General features: G+C 61.5%; 14 protein-coding genes and 2 tRNA genes. 1 reads left to right on the top strand and 15 read right to left on the bottom strand.

The window, feature by feature from the left end; translation table 11 throughout:
• Positions 1 to 70: 70 nt before the first annotated feature.
• The 15 genes from pnp to rlmE all read right to left on the bottom strand — a co-directional run bounded on the left by pnp (position 71) and on the right by rlmE (position 15440).
• Complete coding sequence (gene pnp / locus SFA35_RS04235; RefSeq protein ID WP_320575526.1) at positions 71 to 2173, bottom strand: polyribonucleotide nucleotidyltransferase; 2103 nt, start codon at positions 2171 to 2173, stop codon at positions 71 to 73.
• Between the two features lie 246 nt (positions 2174 to 2419).
• Positions 2420 to 2689 carry a 30S ribosomal protein S15 gene (gene rpsO, locus SFA35_RS04230; protein ID WP_213880640.1) on the bottom strand — a complete coding sequence of 90 codons (270 nt, stop codon included), beginning with the start codon at positions 2687 to 2689 and terminating at the stop codon, positions 2420 to 2422.
• Positions 2690 to 2800: 111 nt separating this feature from the next.
• On the bottom strand, positions 2801 to 3718 hold the full coding sequence (gene truB / locus SFA35_RS04225) for a tRNA pseudouridine(55) synthase TruB (protein WP_320575521.1): 918 nt from the start codon (positions 3716 to 3718) through the stop codon (positions 2801 to 2803).
• A gap of 5 nt (positions 3719 to 3723) precedes the next feature.
• The gene (rbfA, locus tag SFA35_RS04220; protein ID WP_320575519.1) at positions 3724 to 4143 is read right to left on the bottom strand and encodes a 30S ribosome-binding factor RbfA; all 420 of its coding nucleotides are present in this window, start codon (positions 4141 to 4143) and stop codon (positions 3724 to 3726) included.
• Positions 4144 to 4268: 125 nt separating this feature from the next.
• The gene (gene infB, locus SFA35_RS04215) at positions 4269 to 6797 is read right to left on the bottom strand and encodes a translation initiation factor IF-2 (protein ID WP_320575517.1); all 2529 of its coding nucleotides are present in this window, start codon (positions 6795 to 6797) and stop codon (positions 4269 to 4271) included.
• 27 nt (positions 6798 to 6824) lie between these two features.
• Entirely contained in the window at positions 6825 to 8306 is a 1482-nt protein-coding gene (gene nusA / locus SFA35_RS04210) for a transcription termination factor NusA (protein ID WP_320575515.1), read from the bottom strand.
• Between the two features lie 59 nt (positions 8307 to 8365).
• On the bottom strand, positions 8366 to 8824 hold the full coding sequence (gene rimP, locus SFA35_RS04205) for a ribosome maturation factor RimP (RefSeq protein ID WP_320575513.1): 459 nt from the start codon (positions 8822 to 8824) through the stop codon (positions 8366 to 8368).
• 130 nt (positions 8825 to 8954) lie between these two features.
• Positions 8955 to 9031 (bottom strand) — tRNA-Met (locus tag SFA35_RS04200).
• A gap of 99 nt (positions 9032 to 9130) precedes the next feature.
• Positions 9131 to 9216, bottom strand: a tRNA-Leu gene (locus tag SFA35_RS04195).
• Between the two features lie 36 nt (positions 9217 to 9252).
• Positions 9253 to 9633, bottom strand: a complete 381-nt coding sequence (gene secG, locus SFA35_RS04190) for a preprotein translocase subunit SecG (RefSeq protein ID WP_320575511.1) — start codon at positions 9631 to 9633, stop codon at positions 9253 to 9255.
• Between the two features lie 3 nt (positions 9634 to 9636).
• Complete coding sequence (gene tpiA / locus SFA35_RS04185; protein ID WP_320575509.1) at positions 9637 to 10392, bottom strand: triose-phosphate isomerase; 756 nt, start codon at positions 10390 to 10392, stop codon at positions 9637 to 9639.
• Between the two features lie 66 nt (positions 10393 to 10458).
• Positions 10459 to 11796 (bottom strand): phosphoglucosamine mutase, encoded by a 1338-nt coding sequence (gene glmM, locus SFA35_RS04180; RefSeq protein ID WP_320575506.1) that lies wholly within the window; start codon positions 11794 to 11796, stop codon positions 10459 to 10461.
• A gap of 17 nt (positions 11797 to 11813) precedes the next feature.
• Complete coding sequence (folP, locus tag SFA35_RS04175) at positions 11814 to 12665, bottom strand: dihydropteroate synthase (protein WP_320575504.1); 852 nt, start codon at positions 12663 to 12665, stop codon at positions 11814 to 11816.
• Positions 12666 to 12686: 21 nt separating this feature from the next.
• The gene (ftsH, locus tag SFA35_RS04170) at positions 12687 to 14597 is read right to left on the bottom strand and encodes an ATP-dependent zinc metalloprotease FtsH (RefSeq protein WP_320575497.1); all 1911 of its coding nucleotides are present in this window, start codon (positions 14595 to 14597) and stop codon (positions 12687 to 12689) included.
• A gap of 189 nt (positions 14598 to 14786) precedes the next feature.
• Positions 14787 to 15440: a 23S rRNA (uridine(2552)-2'-O)-methyltransferase RlmE gene (rlmE, locus tag SFA35_RS04165; protein WP_320575494.1), complete on the bottom strand. Its 654-nt coding sequence runs from the start codon at positions 15438 to 15440 to the stop codon at positions 14787 to 14789.
• Positions 15441 to 15538: 98 nt separating this feature from the next.
• On the opposite strand from rlmE, the gene SFA35_RS04160 reads away from it, so the two are divergent.
• Entirely contained in the window at positions 15539 to 15847 is a 309-nt protein-coding gene (locus tag SFA35_RS04160) for a YhbY family RNA-binding protein (protein ID WP_320575492.1), read from the top strand.
• The last annotated feature ends 12 nt before the right edge of the window (positions 15848 to 15859 follow it).

Raw genomic sequence — 15859 nt, 5'->3', positions numbered from 1 at the left:
CTCGATAACCGGCCCCAAAAAAAAGGACCCTCGCGGGTCCTTTTTCATGCAACGTTACAGCATCAGGCTATCAGACGCCCGAAGCCTTGGCCGCAGCGACGTCCTTGATGGACAGCTTGATACGGCCGCGGTTGTCCACGTCCAGTACCAGCACTTCCACTTCCTGGCCTTCCTTGAGGATGTCGGTGACCTTCTCGACCCGAGCGTCGCTCAGCATCGAGATGTGCACCAGGCCGTCCTTGCCCGGCAGGATGTTGACGAAGGCGCCGAAGTCGACGATGCGCTCCACCTTGCCGACGTAGATCTTGCCGATCTCGGCTTCCGCGGTGATCGACAACACGCGCTGGCGGGCAGCCTCGGCGGCTTCCTTGGATTCGCCGAAGATCTTGATCGAGCCGTCGTCTTCGATGTCGATCGAGGCCTTGGTTTCTTCGCAGATGGCGCGAATGGTGGCGCCGCCCTTGCCGATCACGTCACGGATCTTGTCGCTGTCGATCTTCATGGCGATCATGGTCGGTGCGTTGTCCGACAGCTCGGAGCGCGACTGGCCAAGGATCTGGTTCATCTGGCCGAGGATGTTCAGGCGCGCTTCCAGGGCCTGGCCCAGGGCGATTTCCATGATCTCTTCGGTGATGCCGTTGATCTTGATGTCCATCTGCAGCGCGGTGACGCCTTTGGCGGTACCGGCCACTTTGAAGTCCATGTCGCCCAGGTGGTCTTCGTCACCGAGGATGTCGGTGAGGATGGCGAACTTCTCGCCTTCCTTGACCAGGCCCATGGCGATACCGGCCACTGGCGCCTTCATCGGCACACCGGCGTCCATCAGCGCCAGGGAGGCGCCGCAGACCGAAGCCATCGAGCTGGAACCGTTCGACTCGGTGATTTCCGAGACCACACGGATGGTGTACGGGAACACGTCGGCAGCCGGCAGCATGGCTTGAACCGAACGACGGGCCAGACGGCCGTGGCCGATTTCACGACGGCCAGCACCGCCCATGCGGCCACACTCGCCCACCGAGAACGGCGGGAAGTTGTAGTGCAGCATGAAGGGGTCTTTCTTCTCGCCTTCGAGGGTGTCGAGCAACTGCGCGTCACGCGCGGTACCCAAGGTGGCAACCACCAGGGCCTGGGTTTCGCCACGGGTGAACAGCGCCGAACCGTGGGTCTTGGGCAGTACGCCAACTTCGATGTTCAGCGGGCGCACGGTCTTGGTGTCGCGGCCGTCGATACGCGGCTTGCCGTTGACGATGTTCTCGCGCACGGTGCGGTATTCGATCTCGCCGAAGATTTCCTTCACTTCGCCAGCGCTCGGGCCGTCTTCAGTGGCGAACTTGGCAACCACCTGGTCACGCACTTCACCCAGACGGGCATAGCGGTCGGCCTTGACGGTGATGGTGTAGGCGTCGGAAACGGCAGCACCGAATTCGCCGCGGATAGCGTCCAGCAGCGGGGTGTTCTGCGGCTTGGCAGCCCAGTTCCAGGTAGGCTTGGCGGCTTCGGCGGCCAGTTCCTTGACGGCGGTGATCACCGACTGGAATTCGTCGTGGGCGAACAGCACGGCGCCCAGCATCTGGTCTTCGGTCAGCTCCTTGGCTTCGGATTCAACCATCAGCACGGCGTCGGAGGTGCCGGCTACGACCATGTCCAGGCTGGAGGCAGCCAGTTGCTCGTAAGTCGGGTTCAGCAGGTAGCCGGTGCTTTCGTGGAAAGCCACGCGCGCGGCGCCGATCGGGCCGTCGAACGGAATGCCGGAGATGGCCAGGGCAGCCGAGGTACCGATCATCGCGGCGATGTCCGGGTCGGTCTTCTTGCTGGTGGAGACCACGGTGCAGACGACCTGCACTTCGTTCATGAAGCCTTGAGGAAACAGCGGGCGGATCGGACGGTCGATCAGGCGCGAGGTCAGCGTCTCTTTCTCGGAAGGACGGCCTTCACGCTTGAAGAAACCACCAGGGATCTTGCCGGCGGCGTAGGTCTTTTCCTGGTAGTGCACGGAAAGGGGGAAGAAGCCCTTGCTCGGGTCGGCGTGCTTGGCACCGACCACGGTCACCAGCACGGTGACGTCGTTGTCGACGGTCACCAGCACTGCGCCGGAGGCTTGACGGGCGATACGGCCCGTTTCGAGGGTAACGGTCGATTGACCGAACTGGAATGTCTTGATAACCGGGTTCACGGTGTCCTACCTTCTTTGATTGCTCTGGGGAAACGGGTTCTTGCGAATTCTTGGGCGCCACAGGGAATCGGCCCTTTTGGTGCTCCAGATAAAACTTGAGGCTGGAAGCCTGCCTTGCCGGGTGATGGAAACACCGCCGCATGACAAACAACCAACCTCATTGATACGCCGACGCGAGTCGCGCACCGGGCATCGCTGCCCGGCACGACGAACTCGCGTCTGCACACCACTCTGCCAGGGCCGCTATCAGCGACGCAGGCCCAGACGACCGATCAGGGTGCTGTAACGAGTGGTGTCTTTGCCCTTCAGGTAGTCCAGCAGCTTGCGACGCTGGTTGACCATGCGGATCAGACCACGACGGGAGTGGTGGTCTTTGCCGTTGGCCTTGAAGTGACCTTGCAGCTTGTTGATGTTAGCGGTCAGCAGAGCTACCTGGACTTCTGGCGAACCGGTGTCGCCAACGGCTTGCTGGTAGTCGGTAACGATTTGAGCTTTTTCTTCAACGCTGAGTGCCATGGTGGCTTCTCCATATCAAGGAAACCGCGAGCGGCTTCCAACAGGCCGAGGACAGATCCTCGTATTTAAAAGTAGGGACAACCGTGCCTGCTGACAGCAGCCCTAGTTCGGTCATTCCGACCGAATCAAGCGACGCGGCGCAATGCGCCCGTCTTCGGCCACTTCACCGATACCGATGAAGCGACCTGTGTGATCCTGCACCCGCACCATGCCGAAAGCCGGCGCGTCGGGAGCTCGTACTGCCTGGCCGTGCAGCCAGTAAAACGCACTGTGCTCGGAAAATTGCAGCAGTGGCCAATCCAGCAGGCCGCTGTCGGAAGGCATCAGGAAGCGATCGAGCGCCTCGTTGCCACCTTCGGCGTGGGCTGCTTCGAGCGCTTCGAGCGTCACCGTCTGGGCCAGGCTGAACGGCCCGGCCTGGGTGCGACGCAGTTCAGCGACATAGGCGCCACAACCGAGGCGCTCACCGATATCCTCCACCAGGGTGCGGATATAGGTACCTTTGCTGCAATCGACCGCCAACCTGGCGCGGGTCGCTTCGCATTCCAGCAACTCCAGGCGCGCAATAGTAACAGAACGCGCCTCGCGCTCCACTACTTCCCCAGCACGTGCCAGCTTGTACAGCGGCTGGCCGTCGCGCTTGAGCGCCGAGTACATCGGTGGAATCTGCTGAATAGGGCCGCGGAAGGCCGGCAGCACGGCTTCGATGTCGGCACGACCGACCGTCACTTCGCGGGTTTGCAGCACCTCGCCCTCGGCGTCGGCCGTGGTCGTGGTCTGGCCCAACTGCATGACCGTCTCGTAGCCCTTGTCGGAGTCGAGCAGGTACTGCGAAAACTTGGTGGCCTCGCCGAAGCACAGCGGCAGCACGCCACTGGCCAGCGGGTCGAGACTGCCGGTGTGCCCCGCCTTCTCGGCGTTGAGCAGCCAACGGACCTTCTGCAAGGCGGCGTTGGAGGTGAACCCCAACGGCTTGTCGAGCAGGATGATGCCGCTGACGTTACGACGGATACGCTTGACCTGAGCCAACCTCGTTACTCCTTGTCGAGAGTATCGAGTTTGCCGGCGGGCTCGGCCGCAGCGGCCACGTGCTGGCTGTCTTCGGCCACGGCACGCTCGATCAAGGCCGAGAGGTGCGCCCCGCGGGTCACGCTCTCGTCGTAATGGAAGTGCAGTTGCGGCACGCTGCGCAGCTTCATTTCCTTGCCCAGTTGCACGCGCAGGAAACCGGCGGCGCTGTTGAGCACCTTGATGCTCTGGGCGATGTCTTCCTTGCTGTCTTCGCCCATGACGGTGATGAACACCTTGGCATGACCGACATCGCGGCTGACGTCGACGGCGGTGATGGTCACCAGGCCGACGCGCGGGTCTTTCACTTCTCGGCGGATCAGTTGAGCCAGCTCGCGCTGGATCTGATCACCGATACGTTGGGTACGGCTGTATTCTTTTGCCATGTCTTGCTACCTGTAACTGAAGCGGCAAACGCCCGGTCAGGTTGACCCATGATGGGTGTCCCTGACCGGGCGTTGCCTTTGCAGCCGAGCCCTGAAGGGCATCGGCTCATGCAGCTCGCGGCTCCTTAGAGAGTACGAGCAACCTGGACCTTCTCGAAGACTTCGATCTTGTCGCCGACCTTGACGTCGTTGTAGCTCTTGACGCCAATACCGCATTCCATGCCGGCACGAACTTCGGAAGCGTCGTCCTTGAAGCGACGCAGCGATTCCAGCTCGCCTTCGAAAATAACGATGTCTTCGCGCAGTACACGGATCGGACGGTTACGGTAGACCGTACCCTCGGTGACCATGCAACCGGCGATAGCACCGAATTTCGGCGAACGGAACACGTCACGCACTTCGGCGATGCCCAGGATGTTCTCGCGAACGTCGCTGCCGAGCATGCCGGTCAGGGCTTTCTTGACGTCTTCAATGATGTCGTAGATCACGTTGTAGTAACGCATATCCAGACCTTCCTGCTCGACGATCTTGCGCGCGCCAGCATCGGCACGCACGTTGAAGCCGAACACGACCGCATTGGAGGCCAGTGCCAGGTTGGCGTCGGACTCGGTGATACCACCGACACCGCCACCGACCACGCGCACTTGCACTTCGTCGTTGCCCAGACCGTTGAGCGCGCCTTGCAGTGCTTCCAGCGAACCACGGACGTCGGATTTGAGGACGATGTTGAGCGTCTTCTTCTCTTCCTGGCCCATGTTCTCGAAGATGTTTTCCAGCTTGCCGGCGTGAGCACGGGCCAGTTTCACTTCGCGGAACTTGCCTTGACGGAACAACGCCACTTCACGGGCTTTCTTCTCGTCGGCTACTACGCTCATTTCGTCGCCAGCGTCCGGAGTACCGTCCAGGCCGAGGATCTCGACCGGAATGGAAGGACCGGCTTCCTTGATCGGCTTGCCGTTCTCGTCGAGCATGGCGCGCACGCGGCCATAGTTCGAACCAACCAGCACCATGTCGCCCTGACGCAGCGTACCGTCCTGAACCAGCACGGTGGCCACCGGGCCACGGCCCTTGTCCAGGCGCGACTCGACGACCACACCGCGGCCCGGGGCCGAAGGGGTGGCCTTCAGTTCCAGTACTTCGGCTTGCAGCAGGACGGCTTCGAGCAGTTCGTCGACGCCGGTACCCATCTTGGCCGAGACCGAAACGAACGGCGTGTCACCGCCCCACTCTTCGGAGGTCACGCCATGCACCGACAGCTCGCTGCGGATGCGGTCCAGGTCGGCGCCCGGCTTGTCGATCTTGTTCACTGCCACGACCAGCGGAACACCGGCGGCCTGGGCGTGTTGTACGGCTTCGACGGTCTGCGGCATCACGCCGTCGTCCGCTGCCACCACCAGGATGACGATGTCGGTGGCCTTGGCACCACGGGCACGCATCGCGGTAAACGCGGCGTGGCCCGGGGTGTCGAGGAAGGTCACCATGCCACGGTCGGTTTCCACGTGGTACGCACCGATGTGCTGGGTGATACCGCCGGCTTCGCCCGCGGCGACCTTGGCACGACGGATGTAGTCGAGCAGCGAGGTCTTGCCGTGGTCGACGTGACCCATGACGGTCACGACCGGAGCACGGGAGAACGCTTCACCTTCGAACTTCAGCGACTCGGCCAGGGAATCTTCCAGGGCGGTGTCGCTGACCAGGGTCACTTTGTGGCCCAGTTCTTCGGCGACCAGCTGGGCAGTTTCCTGGTCCAGTACCTGGTTGATGGTGGCTGGAGTGCCCAGCTTGAACATGAACTTGATGACTTCGGCAGCCTTGACCGACATCTGCGCGGCCAGATCACCGACAGTGATGGTCTCGCCGATCTGCACGTCACGCACGACAGGGCCGGTAGGGCTCTGGAAACCGTGGGCGTTGCGCTTTTTCAGCTTGGACTTGCCACGGCCACCGCGACGGAAGCTGTCGCTTTCCTCTTCGGTGGTACGCGGGGCGGCACGTGGGGTCGGCGCCTTTTCCTTGACCGTGGCGCGATGCGGGGCGTTCTTGCGCTCGCCTTCGCCGCCACGACGGTTGTCGTCGGCACGGGGTTTGTCCGGGCGACGCGGCTCTTCCTTGCGGCGCGCATCGGCAGCCGGGGCTGGCGCTACGCTGGCAAGGTCGATGTCCGGCACGCTGGCCACCGGCGCGGCAGCAACGGCTGGCGCTTGGGCAGCGGCAGGCGCCGCTGGCTGACCGGCGGACGCAGGCTGACGACGTGCTTCTTCTTCGGCACGCTGACGGGTTTCAGCCTCGGCTTTCTGCCGTGCAGCGTTTTCTGCGGCACGACGTTCTTCGAGCTCGCGCTTCTGCTCGGCCTGGATTTCTTCCGGGCTGCGTTGCACGAACACTTTCTTCTTGCGTACTTCTACGCTGATGCTTTTGCTGCCGGCCACACGCAAGGTGCTCTGGGTTTTGCGCTGCAAGGTAATCTTGCGCGGTTCTTCCAGCTTCACCTTGTGGCTGCTCTTCAAATGAGCCAGCAGAGCCTGCTTCTCATTGTCGGTCACAACTTGAGCGGCGTCGGTGTGCGGCAGACCTGCCTCACGCATCTGCTGCAACAGGCGCTCTACCGGTGCGGCGACCTCTTTGGCCAGTTCTTTCACCGTGACTTGCGTCATGCACTTCTCTCCTCAGGCCGCGCCTACTTACTCGAACCAATGGGCTCGGGCGGCCATGATCAACTTGCCGGCACGATCATCGTCAATGCCGTCGATGTCGAGCAGATCGTCAATAGACTGCTCGGCCAGGTCTTCGCGGGTAATTACGCCGCGCACCGCCAGTTCCATCGCCAAATCCTTGTCCATACCCTCAAGCGAGAGCAGGTCTTCGGCCGGATGGGCGTCTGCCAGCTTTTCCTCAGTAGCGATGGCGTGAGTCAACAAACGATCCTTGGCGCGAGCGCGGAGCTCGTTGACGATCTCCTCGTCAAAGCCGTCGATGTTGAGCATTTCTTCCAACGGTACGTAGGCAATCTCTTCCAGGCTGGTGAAGCCTTCGTCTACCAGCACCTGCGCCAGGTCTTCGTCGATTTCCAGCTCGTCGATGAAGTTGCGCAGGATGTCGCCGGTTTCCGCTTGCTGCTTGGCCTGGATGTCCGATTCGGTCATCACGTTCAACGTCCAGCCGGTCAGTTGGCTGGCCAGACGCACGTTCTGCCCGCCACGACCGATGGCCTGGGCGAGGTTGTCGGCGCCGACCGCGATGTCCATCGCGTGAGCGTCTTCGTCGACGATGATCGCCGCCACTTCGGCAGGCGACATGGCGTTGATGACGAACTGCGCCGGGTTATCGTCCCAAAGCACGATGTCGACACGCTCGCCACCCAACTCGCCGGACACTGCCTGCACACGCGAACCGCGCATGCCGATGCAGGCGCCTTGCGGGTCGATGCGCTTGTCCTTGGAGCGAACGGCGATCTTGGCGCGCGAACCCGGGTCACGGGAGGCGGCCATCACTTCGATCAGCCCTTCGGCGATCTCCGGCACTTCGATGCGGAACAGCTCGATCAGCATCTCGGGTGCGGTACGCGACAGGATCAGCTGCGGGCCGCGGTTTTCAGTGCGGATTTCCTTGAGCAGGGCGCGCAGGCGCACACCGACACGGAAGGTCTCGCGGCTGATGATGTCTTCGCGAGCCAGCAAGGCCTCGGCGTTGTTACCCAGGTCAACGATGACGTTGTCGCGGGTGACTTTCTTGACCGTGCCGGCGATGATTTCGCCCAGACGTTCGCGGTAAGCGTCGACCACCTGGGCGCGCTCGGCTTCACGAACCTTCTGGACGATCACCTGCTTGGCGGTTTGCGCAGCGATACGGCCGAATTCGATGGACTCGATCTTTTCTTCGACGACATCACCCACCTTGGCTTCAGGGTGAGTCTCGACAACCTTGCTTGGCCAGGTTTCGATGGCCGGATCGTCAAGGTCGGCTTCTTCTACAACGGTCCAGCGACGGAACGTTTCATAGGCACCGGTGTGGCGGTTGATTTCCACACGCAGGTCCACTTCATCTTCGAACCGCTTCTTGGTCGCGGTTGCCAGCGCAATTTCCAGCGCCTCGAATATTACGCCAGCCGGTACACCCTTTTCGTTGGATACCGACTCAACAACCAGCAGTACTTCTTTGCTCATCGTACGCCTCGCCTTTCGCACGCCATTGGATCCGCGGGATCCGCAGTATCTGGCACGTCTCAGTCAAAACTGGGAATAATGTTGGCCTTGTCGATCGAATCGATCGGCAGCAAAAACTCATGGTCGTCTACCTGCACCACGACGTCCTGCTCCTCCACCCCGCGGAGAAGGCCCTGAAAGTTGCGTCGCCCCTCATAGGGTGTGCGCAACCTTATCTTCACTTGATCGCCGGCATGCGAAGCGAACTGTTCAAGGGTGAACAGCGGGCGATCCATGCCTGGAGAAGAAACCTCAAGGGTGTATTCAACGCTGATCGGATCTTCGACATCGAGGATCCCGCTGACCTGGCGGCTGACGATTTCGCAGTCCTCCACCAGTACACCGCCTTCCTTATCGATATAAATACGCAACAGTGAGTGGCGACCCTGAGCCGAAAACTCGATACCCCAGCATTCATAGCCAAGGGCCACGACCACCGGGGCCAACAAGGCCTGCAACTGTTCTAGCTTGCTCGACACCTGAACCCCCTCGTGCATGCTTCACAAATAAAAAATGGGCAAAGCGCCCATCCCTGATACGCCGTCTGAACACCGGCGCTGAGAACTGTCCAGCTAACAAAAAGCCCCTTGAAAGGGGCTCTGCTATAACTGGTTGCGGGAGCTGGATTTGAACCAACGACCTTCGGGTTATGAGCCCGACGAGCTACCAGACTGCTCCATCCCGCGACAAAGCTGGGGCGAAAGTATACGGCTGAACCCTGTAAGCGGTCAATCCGCAGCTTGCACCGACAAGAAAGCCCGCATCTGCGGGCTCTCCTGACTAAATGGTACCGAGAAGGGGACTCGAACCCCTACACCCTATGGGCACAACCACCTCAAGGTTGCGTGTCTACCAATTCCACCACCTCGGCAATACTACAGTTGAAACCTTGCCACTTTACTGCGTCTTACTTTTGCTCTTGAGCGGGGACGTCGGTGTTTTTCACGTCGGTCTTTTGCTCTTGAAGCACCGGAACATCATCTGCTGCCGGCTTTTGCTTTGGCGCTTCAATCGCTGCCGGGCTTGGGAGACCTACTTGAGTCAGCGCGTGAGCTTTCTCTTTAGCAAAGTAACCTAAGCCTAGGCTGGTTATGAAGAAACTGGCGGCAAGTATAGCAGTAAACTTACTCAGAAAGGTAGAGGAACCTTGGCTTCCGAAGACAGTATTTGATGCACCTGCCCCGAATGACGCGCCAGCGTCCGCACCTTTACCCTGTTGCAGCAATACCAGGGCAACAACGCCCAGAGCACCCAACAGATGAAGAACGACTACGACTGTTTCCAGCATTTTTCAGTTTCCCGCGGCACGAATGATCGCGCCGAACTCATCTGCATTCAGGGAGGCACCACCAATCAGCCCCCCATCGATATCCGGCATGCCGAACAGTTCGACCGCATTGGCCGCCTTGACGCTGCCGCCGTAGAGAAGCCGCGCACCTTGCGCGACTTCGGCATTCTCTGCCGCCAGCTGGGCACGGATGGCTGCGTGCACATCCTGAGCCTGCTGTGGCGTTGCCGTGAGGCCGGTGCCGATGGCCCAGACAGGCTCATAAGCGATGACCGCACGGGCGAAAACTTCGATACCCAGTGCTTCGATGACGCTGCCGAGCTGACGCCCGACCACTTCCAGCGTCTGCTCCGCCTGACGCTGCTCCAGGGTTTCCCCTACGCACAGCACCGGGGTCAAGCCCTGGGCCTGCGCCGCCGCGAACTTGCGGATCAGCACTTCGTCCGATTCGCCGATCAACTGGCGACGCTCGGAGTGACCGACCAGCACCAGCGTGCAACCGGCATCGGCCAACTGGCTGGAAGCCACTTCACCGGTCAGTGCGCCCTGTTCGGGCTGCACCGCGACGTTCTGCGCGCCGACGGCAATCGCCTGGCCCTTGAGGCCGTCGATCGCCTGACCGATGTGCAGAAACGACGGAAACACCGCCACATCCACGCCACTCGGCACCGTCAAGGCGCTCAGACCCGTGATCAGCTCAGCGACGCTGGCGCGGGTACCGTGCATTTTCCAGTTACCAGCTACCATAGTGCGACGCATGCTGTACCTCGTCGGTCAAAGTGGGCGCAGATGTTACCCAACGGATTCATGGGTTGCAAGCCGAATTCAGCCGCAAACTTCACTCACCAGTTTTGCCAGCTCGTCGGCATAGCCGCGCACGGTGGTTTCGTCCTCGCCTTCGACCATCACCCGCACCAGCGGCTCGGTGCCGGACTTGCGCAGCAGCACGCGGCCACGGCCACCCATGGCCTCGGTCACGCGGCTGCAGGCGTCCATCACCGCCGGGTGGCTGACCGGGTCGACGCCGCCGGCAAAGCGCACATTGACCAGCACCTGCGGGCACTTGCGCACAGCCATGCGCGCCTGGGCCAGGGTCTCGTCACGGCGCTTGAGCGCCAGCAGCACCTGCAGCGCGGCAATGGCCGCATCACCGGTAGTGGTGTGGCGCATGCAGACGATGTGGCCGGAGTTCTCGCCGCCCAGCTCCCACTCGCGTTCGAGCAGCTCGGCGATCACGTAGCGGTCGCCGACGTTGGCGCGAATGAACGGAATGTCCAGCTCGGCCAGGGCCAGCTCCAGGCCCAGGTTGCTCATCAAGGTACCGACCACGCCGCCGTTCAGGCGCCCACGTTCCTTGAGGTCGCGGGCGATGATGAACAGCAGTTCGTCGCCATCGACCACCGCACCGGTGTGATCGACCATCAGCACGCGGTCGCCGTCGCCATCGAAGGCGATGCCCAGGTCTGCGTGTTCGGCCAATACGGCGGCCTGCAGCGACTCCATGTGGGTCGAGCCGCAGTCGGCGTTGATGTTCAGGCCGTTAGGCTGCGCGTGCAGCACGGTGACCTTGGCGCCCAGCTCGCGGAACACGTTGGGGGCGATCTTGTAGGCCGCGCCGTGAGCGCAATCGACCACCAGGTGCAGGCCGGCAAAATCGGTGCTGGTAGGTACGCTGCTCTTGCAGAATTCAATGTAACGACCGGACGCATCGTTGATCCGCGACACCTTGCCCAGCTTGCTCGACTCGGCCACGGTCATCGGCGTGTCCAGCAGCTCTTCGATCATCAGCTCCAGCTCGTCCGGCAGCTTGGTGCCCTGGCCGGAGAAGAACTTGATGCCGTTGTCGTCATGGGGGTTGTGCGAGGCGCTGATGACAATGCCCGCTTCGGCATGGAAGGTGCGCGTCAGGTAGGCGATACCGGGCGTGGGCATCGGGCCCAGCAGCATCACGTCGGCACCGGCGGCAGAGAGGCCCGCCTCCAGCGCCGACTCGAACATGTAGCCGGAAATGCGCGTGTCCTTGCCAACCAGCACCCGACAGTTGCCTTGCTTGCGGAAGGCCATGCCCGCCGCCCAGCCCAGCTTGAGCATGAAATCCGGGGTGATCGGGAACTGCCCGACGCGACCGCGGATGCCGTCGGTGCCAAAGTATTTCTTGCTCATGCAATGCTCCGTGATTCTTATTCGGCCGATTCGACCGCTTCGATCATTCTGACCAGATCAACTGTTTCAGGTACGTCATGTACCCGCAGGATACGCGCGCCCTTGTGCATCGCCAAGGCGGCGAGGCCGAGGCTGCCATACAGGCGCTCGTTCACCGGCTTGCCGAGGGCCAGGCCGACCATGCTCTTGCGCGACACCCCGACCAGCAGCGGCCGCCCAAGGGCAAACAGCTCGGCCATGTGCTTGAACAGGCTGAGGTTGTGCGCATGGGTCTTGGCGAAACCGAAGCCCGGGTCGAGGAGGATGCGCTCGGCCGGGATGCCCACGGCCTCGCAGGCCTGCATGCGCTCGCGCAGGAAGGCACTGACCTCCCCCACCAGGTCGTCATAGTGCGGATCGCGCTGCATGTTGCCCGGCTCGCCGCGCATGTGCATGAGGCACACCGGCAGGCCGGTGGCTGCAGCTGCTGCCAGGGCTCCGTCACGACGCAGCGAACGCACGTCGTTGATCAGGCCGGCGCCCAGGCGTGCCGACTCGGTGATCACCTCAGGCGTGGAGGTGTCCACCGAGATGATCACGTCCAGCTCGCGGCTGATTGCCTCGACGGCAGGCAGCACCCGGTCCAGCTCCTCCTGAACGCCCACTGGGGGCGCGCCGGGGCGCGTGGACTCGCCGCCGACATCGATCAGCGTGGCACCCGCCTCGACCATCGCCCGGGCATGTTGCAAGCCCAGTTCGCGCTGATTGAAACGGCCGCCGTCGGAAAACGAATCGGGGGTGATGTTGAGGATACCCATGACATGGGTGCGGGATAAATCAAGAACCCGGTTGCCGCAAGGCAACCGGGTTGGGTACAGCGCAGAGGACATTTGAAACCTTAGACGTTGAGCTTAGAGCTGAGCGGCAGGGCCACCGATGGGCGTTTCCGGACGGTCGACCGGGGTGATCGGCGTACCGGTCGGGCCACCCGAGCCACCGGACCAGTCACGTGGCTCACGCGGTACGCGCCCAGCCATGATGTCGTCGATCTGGTCGGCGTCGATGGTCTCGTACTTCATCAGCGCGTCGGCCATGGCGTCGAGTTTGTCGCGATTGTCGGTGAGAATCTGCTTGGCCGTGCTGTAGCACTGGTCAATGATGCTGCGTACTTCCGAGTCGATGACCTTGGCGGTCTCGCCCGACACGTTGGCGCTCTGACCACCGCCGCCGCGACCCAGGTAACCTTCGTTCTCGTCTTCGGCGTACATCAGCGGGCCGAGCTTCTCGGACAGCCCCCACTTGGTGACCATGTTGCGAGCGATCTGGCTGGCCCGCATGATGTCGTTGGAAGCACCGGTGGTGACGCCATCGAAGCCCAGGGTCATCTCTTCAGCGATACGGCCGCCGTACAGCGAGCAGATCTGGCTGATCAGCGCGCGCTTGGAAAGGCTGTAGCGGTCCTCTTCCGGGAGGAACATGGTCACACCCAGCGCGCGACCGCGCGGGATGATCGAGACCTTGTATACAGGGTCGTGTTCAGGCACCACACGGCCGACGATGGCGTGACCGGCTTCGTGGTAGGCAGTGTTCTGTTTCTCTTTCTCGGACATGACCATGGTCTTGCGCTCGGCGCCCATCATGATCTTGTCTTTGGCCAGTTCGAACTCCTTCATCTCGACGATGCGCTTGCCGTTGCGGGCAGCGAACAGCGAGGCTTCGTTGACCAGGTTGGCCAGGTCGGCACCGGAGAAGCCCGGGGTACCACGAGCGATCACCGCCGGGTTGACGTCGTCACCCAGTGGCGCCTTTTTCATGTGGACCTTGAGGATCTGCTCGCGACCGCGGATGTCCGGCAGGCCAACCACCACCTGGCGGTCGAAACGACCTGGACGCAGCAGCGCCGGGTCAAGTACGTCAGGACGGTTGGTGGCCGCGATGACGATGATGCCGTCATTCATTTCGAAGCCGTCCATCTCCACCAGCAGCTGGTTCAGCGTCTGCTCGCGCTCGTCGTGACCGCCGCCCATGCCGGCGCCACGGTGACGACCGACCGCATCGATTTCGTCGATGAAAATGATGCAAGGCGCATGCTTCTTGGCCTGCTCGAACATGTCACGCACACGGCTGGCGCCGACGCCGACGAACATCTCGACGAAGTCGGAACCGGAAATGGTAAAGAACGGCACCTTGGCTTCGCCGGCGATGGCCTTGGCCAGCAGGGTTTTACCGGTACCAGGCGGGCCGACCATCAGCACGCCGCGCGGGATACGCCCGCCCAGGCGCTGGAACTTGCCCGGGTCGCGCAGGAACTCAACCAGCTCGCCCACTTCTTCCTTGGCTTCGTCGCAACCGGCGACGTCGGCCAAGGTGGTCTTGACCTGATCTTCGGAGAGCAGGCGTGCCTTGCTCTTGCCGAAGCTCATCGGGCCGCCCTTGCCACCTGCACCGCCTTGCATCTGGCGCATGAAGAACATGAACACGGCGATGATCACCAGGATCGGGAAGCTGGCCACCAGCAGTTGCGTCCAGATGCCCTGCTGCTCTGGCATCTTGCCTTCGACCGACACGTGGTTCTCGACCAGGTCGCCGATCAGACCGTTGTCCGGGATGTTCGGACGGATGGTCTTGAAGGAGTCGCCGTCATTGCGCTTGCCGGTGATGACCAGGCCATCGACCGCCACACGCTCGACCTTGCCATCCTTGACCTGCTGAATGAAGTCGGAATAGTTGAGGGTCTGCGGCTCATTGGGGCTGGAGAAGTTGTTCATCACCGTCACCAGCACGGCCGCAATGATCAACCACAGGATCAGATTCTTTGCCATATCGTTCAATTCGCTACCCTCTGAAGCCCGCTACCCGCAACCCACGCAGGCGTGCTTCGCATGATTTTTTCACCGGCTTAACGTACACCATATCCCATGGTCTTGCAGTCGACGTCTGTAACTCTTTGTGACGATAGACTACAAAATCATCGAACAGGTTCGGCAGGCTCAGCCATTTGAAAAAAGCTATCACCCACCTAGGGAGTTCTCGCTTGGCAGCTGCAGGCCCTTGAAACCGCGAGCCAGCAGGTACTGCTCACGAGAACGGTCGCGCGATGACGAGGGTTTGCGCATCTGCACCTTGTCGAACATCTGCCGAACGGTCTTGTGATAAACGTCGAAACCTTCACCCTGAAATACTTTGATAAGGAAGTCGCCGCCAGGGCTCAAGACTCTTCCCGCCAAATCAAGCGCCAACTCACACAAAAACATGGCGCGGGGCATATCGACTGCTGCCAATCCACTCATATTGGGGGCCATGTCGGAAATCACAAGGTCCACGGAAGTATTTCCTACCGCTTCGAGGATTTGCGCCAGCACCGAGGCTTCGGTGAAGTCGCCCTGGATGAAGGTCACGTCGGGAATGCTGTCCATTTCCAGGATGTCCGAGGCGATCAGCCGGCCCTGCCCGCCGATCAGTCGGCTGGTGACCTGCGACCAGCCGCCAGGCGCGGCGCCCAGGTCGATCACGGTCATGCCTGGACGGATCAGCTTGTCCTTCTCCTGGATCTCCAGCAGCTTGTAGCTGGCGCGCGAACGGTAGCCGTCCTTCTGCGCCATTTTCACGTAGGGGTCGTTGAAGTGTTCTTTGAGCCAGTTAAGGCTGGTCTTGGAGCGGGCCACAGGGCACCTCGAATAACGGTCGTGATTAACTGGGCGGACTCTCGGGCGCTCGGGTAAACTGGCCGCCGCTTTTTACAGATCAGACAAAGGGTCAGATTATGCCGCTCACTCAGGAGCAGAAGAAACAGTACAAATCCATTGGCCACCATCTGAAACCAGTCTTGACTGTGGCTGACAATGGTTTGACCGAAGGTGTGCTGGCCGAGCTCGAACGCGCCTTGGCCGATCACGAGCTGATCAAGGTCAAGCTCAATATCCTCGACCGCGAATCGCGCCTGGAATCCATTGCCGGGCTGTGCAAGGCCGGCCGCGCCGACCTGGTCCAGGTCATCGGCAAGATGGCGCTCATCTACCGCAAGAATCCGCAGGTCAACAAGCAGCTGTCGAACGTGCATCGGTTTCACTGATCGGCACAGCGC

Origin of the sequence: Pseudomonas sp. HR96, from assembly GCF_034059295.1 — a bacterium.
Classification (GTDB): domain Bacteria; phylum Pseudomonadota; class Gammaproteobacteria; order Pseudomonadales; family Pseudomonadaceae; genus Aquipseudomonas.
This window is presented reverse-complemented; position numbering and strand designations above follow the sequence as displayed.

What these genes read in the sequence shown, in the direction of transcription:
- folP (WP_320575504.1), bottom strand. Translation starts at nt 12,665, where the DNA reads ATGTCCTCTGCGCTGTACCCAACCCGGTTGCCTTGCGGCAACCGGGTT.
- secG (WP_320575511.1), bottom strand. Translation starts at nt 9,633, where the DNA reads ATGCTGGAAACAGTCGTAGTCGTTCTTCATCTGTTGGGTGCTCTGGGC.
- infB (WP_320575517.1), bottom strand. Translation starts at nt 6,797, where the DNA reads ATGACGCAAGTCACGGTGAAAGAACTGGCCAAAGAGGTCGCCGCACCG.
- SFA35_RS04160 (WP_320575492.1), top strand. Translation starts at nt 15,539, where the DNA reads ATGCCGCTCACTCAGGAGCAGAAGAAACAGTACAAATCCATTGGCCAC.
- rpsO (WP_213880640.1), bottom strand. Translation starts at nt 2,689, where the DNA reads ATGGCACTCAGCGTTGAAGAAAAAGCTCAAATCGTTACCGACTACCAG.
- tpiA (WP_320575509.1), bottom strand. Translation starts at nt 10,392, where the DNA reads ATGCGTCGCACTATGGTAGCTGGTAACTGGAAAATGCACGGTACCCGC.
- nusA (WP_320575515.1), bottom strand. Translation starts at nt 8,306, where the DNA reads ATGAGCAAAGAAGTACTGCTGGTTGTTGAGTCGGTATCCAACGAAAAG.
- rbfA (WP_320575519.1), bottom strand. Translation starts at nt 4,143, where the DNA reads ATGGCAAAAGAATACAGCCGTACCCAACGTATCGGTGATCAGATCCAG.
- glmM (WP_320575506.1), bottom strand. Translation starts at nt 11,796, where the DNA reads ATGAGCAAGAAATACTTTGGCACCGACGGCATCCGCGGTCGCGTCGGG.
- ftsH (WP_320575497.1), bottom strand. Translation starts at nt 14,597, where the DNA reads ATGGCAAAGAATCTGATCCTGTGGTTGATCATTGCGGCCGTGCTGGTG.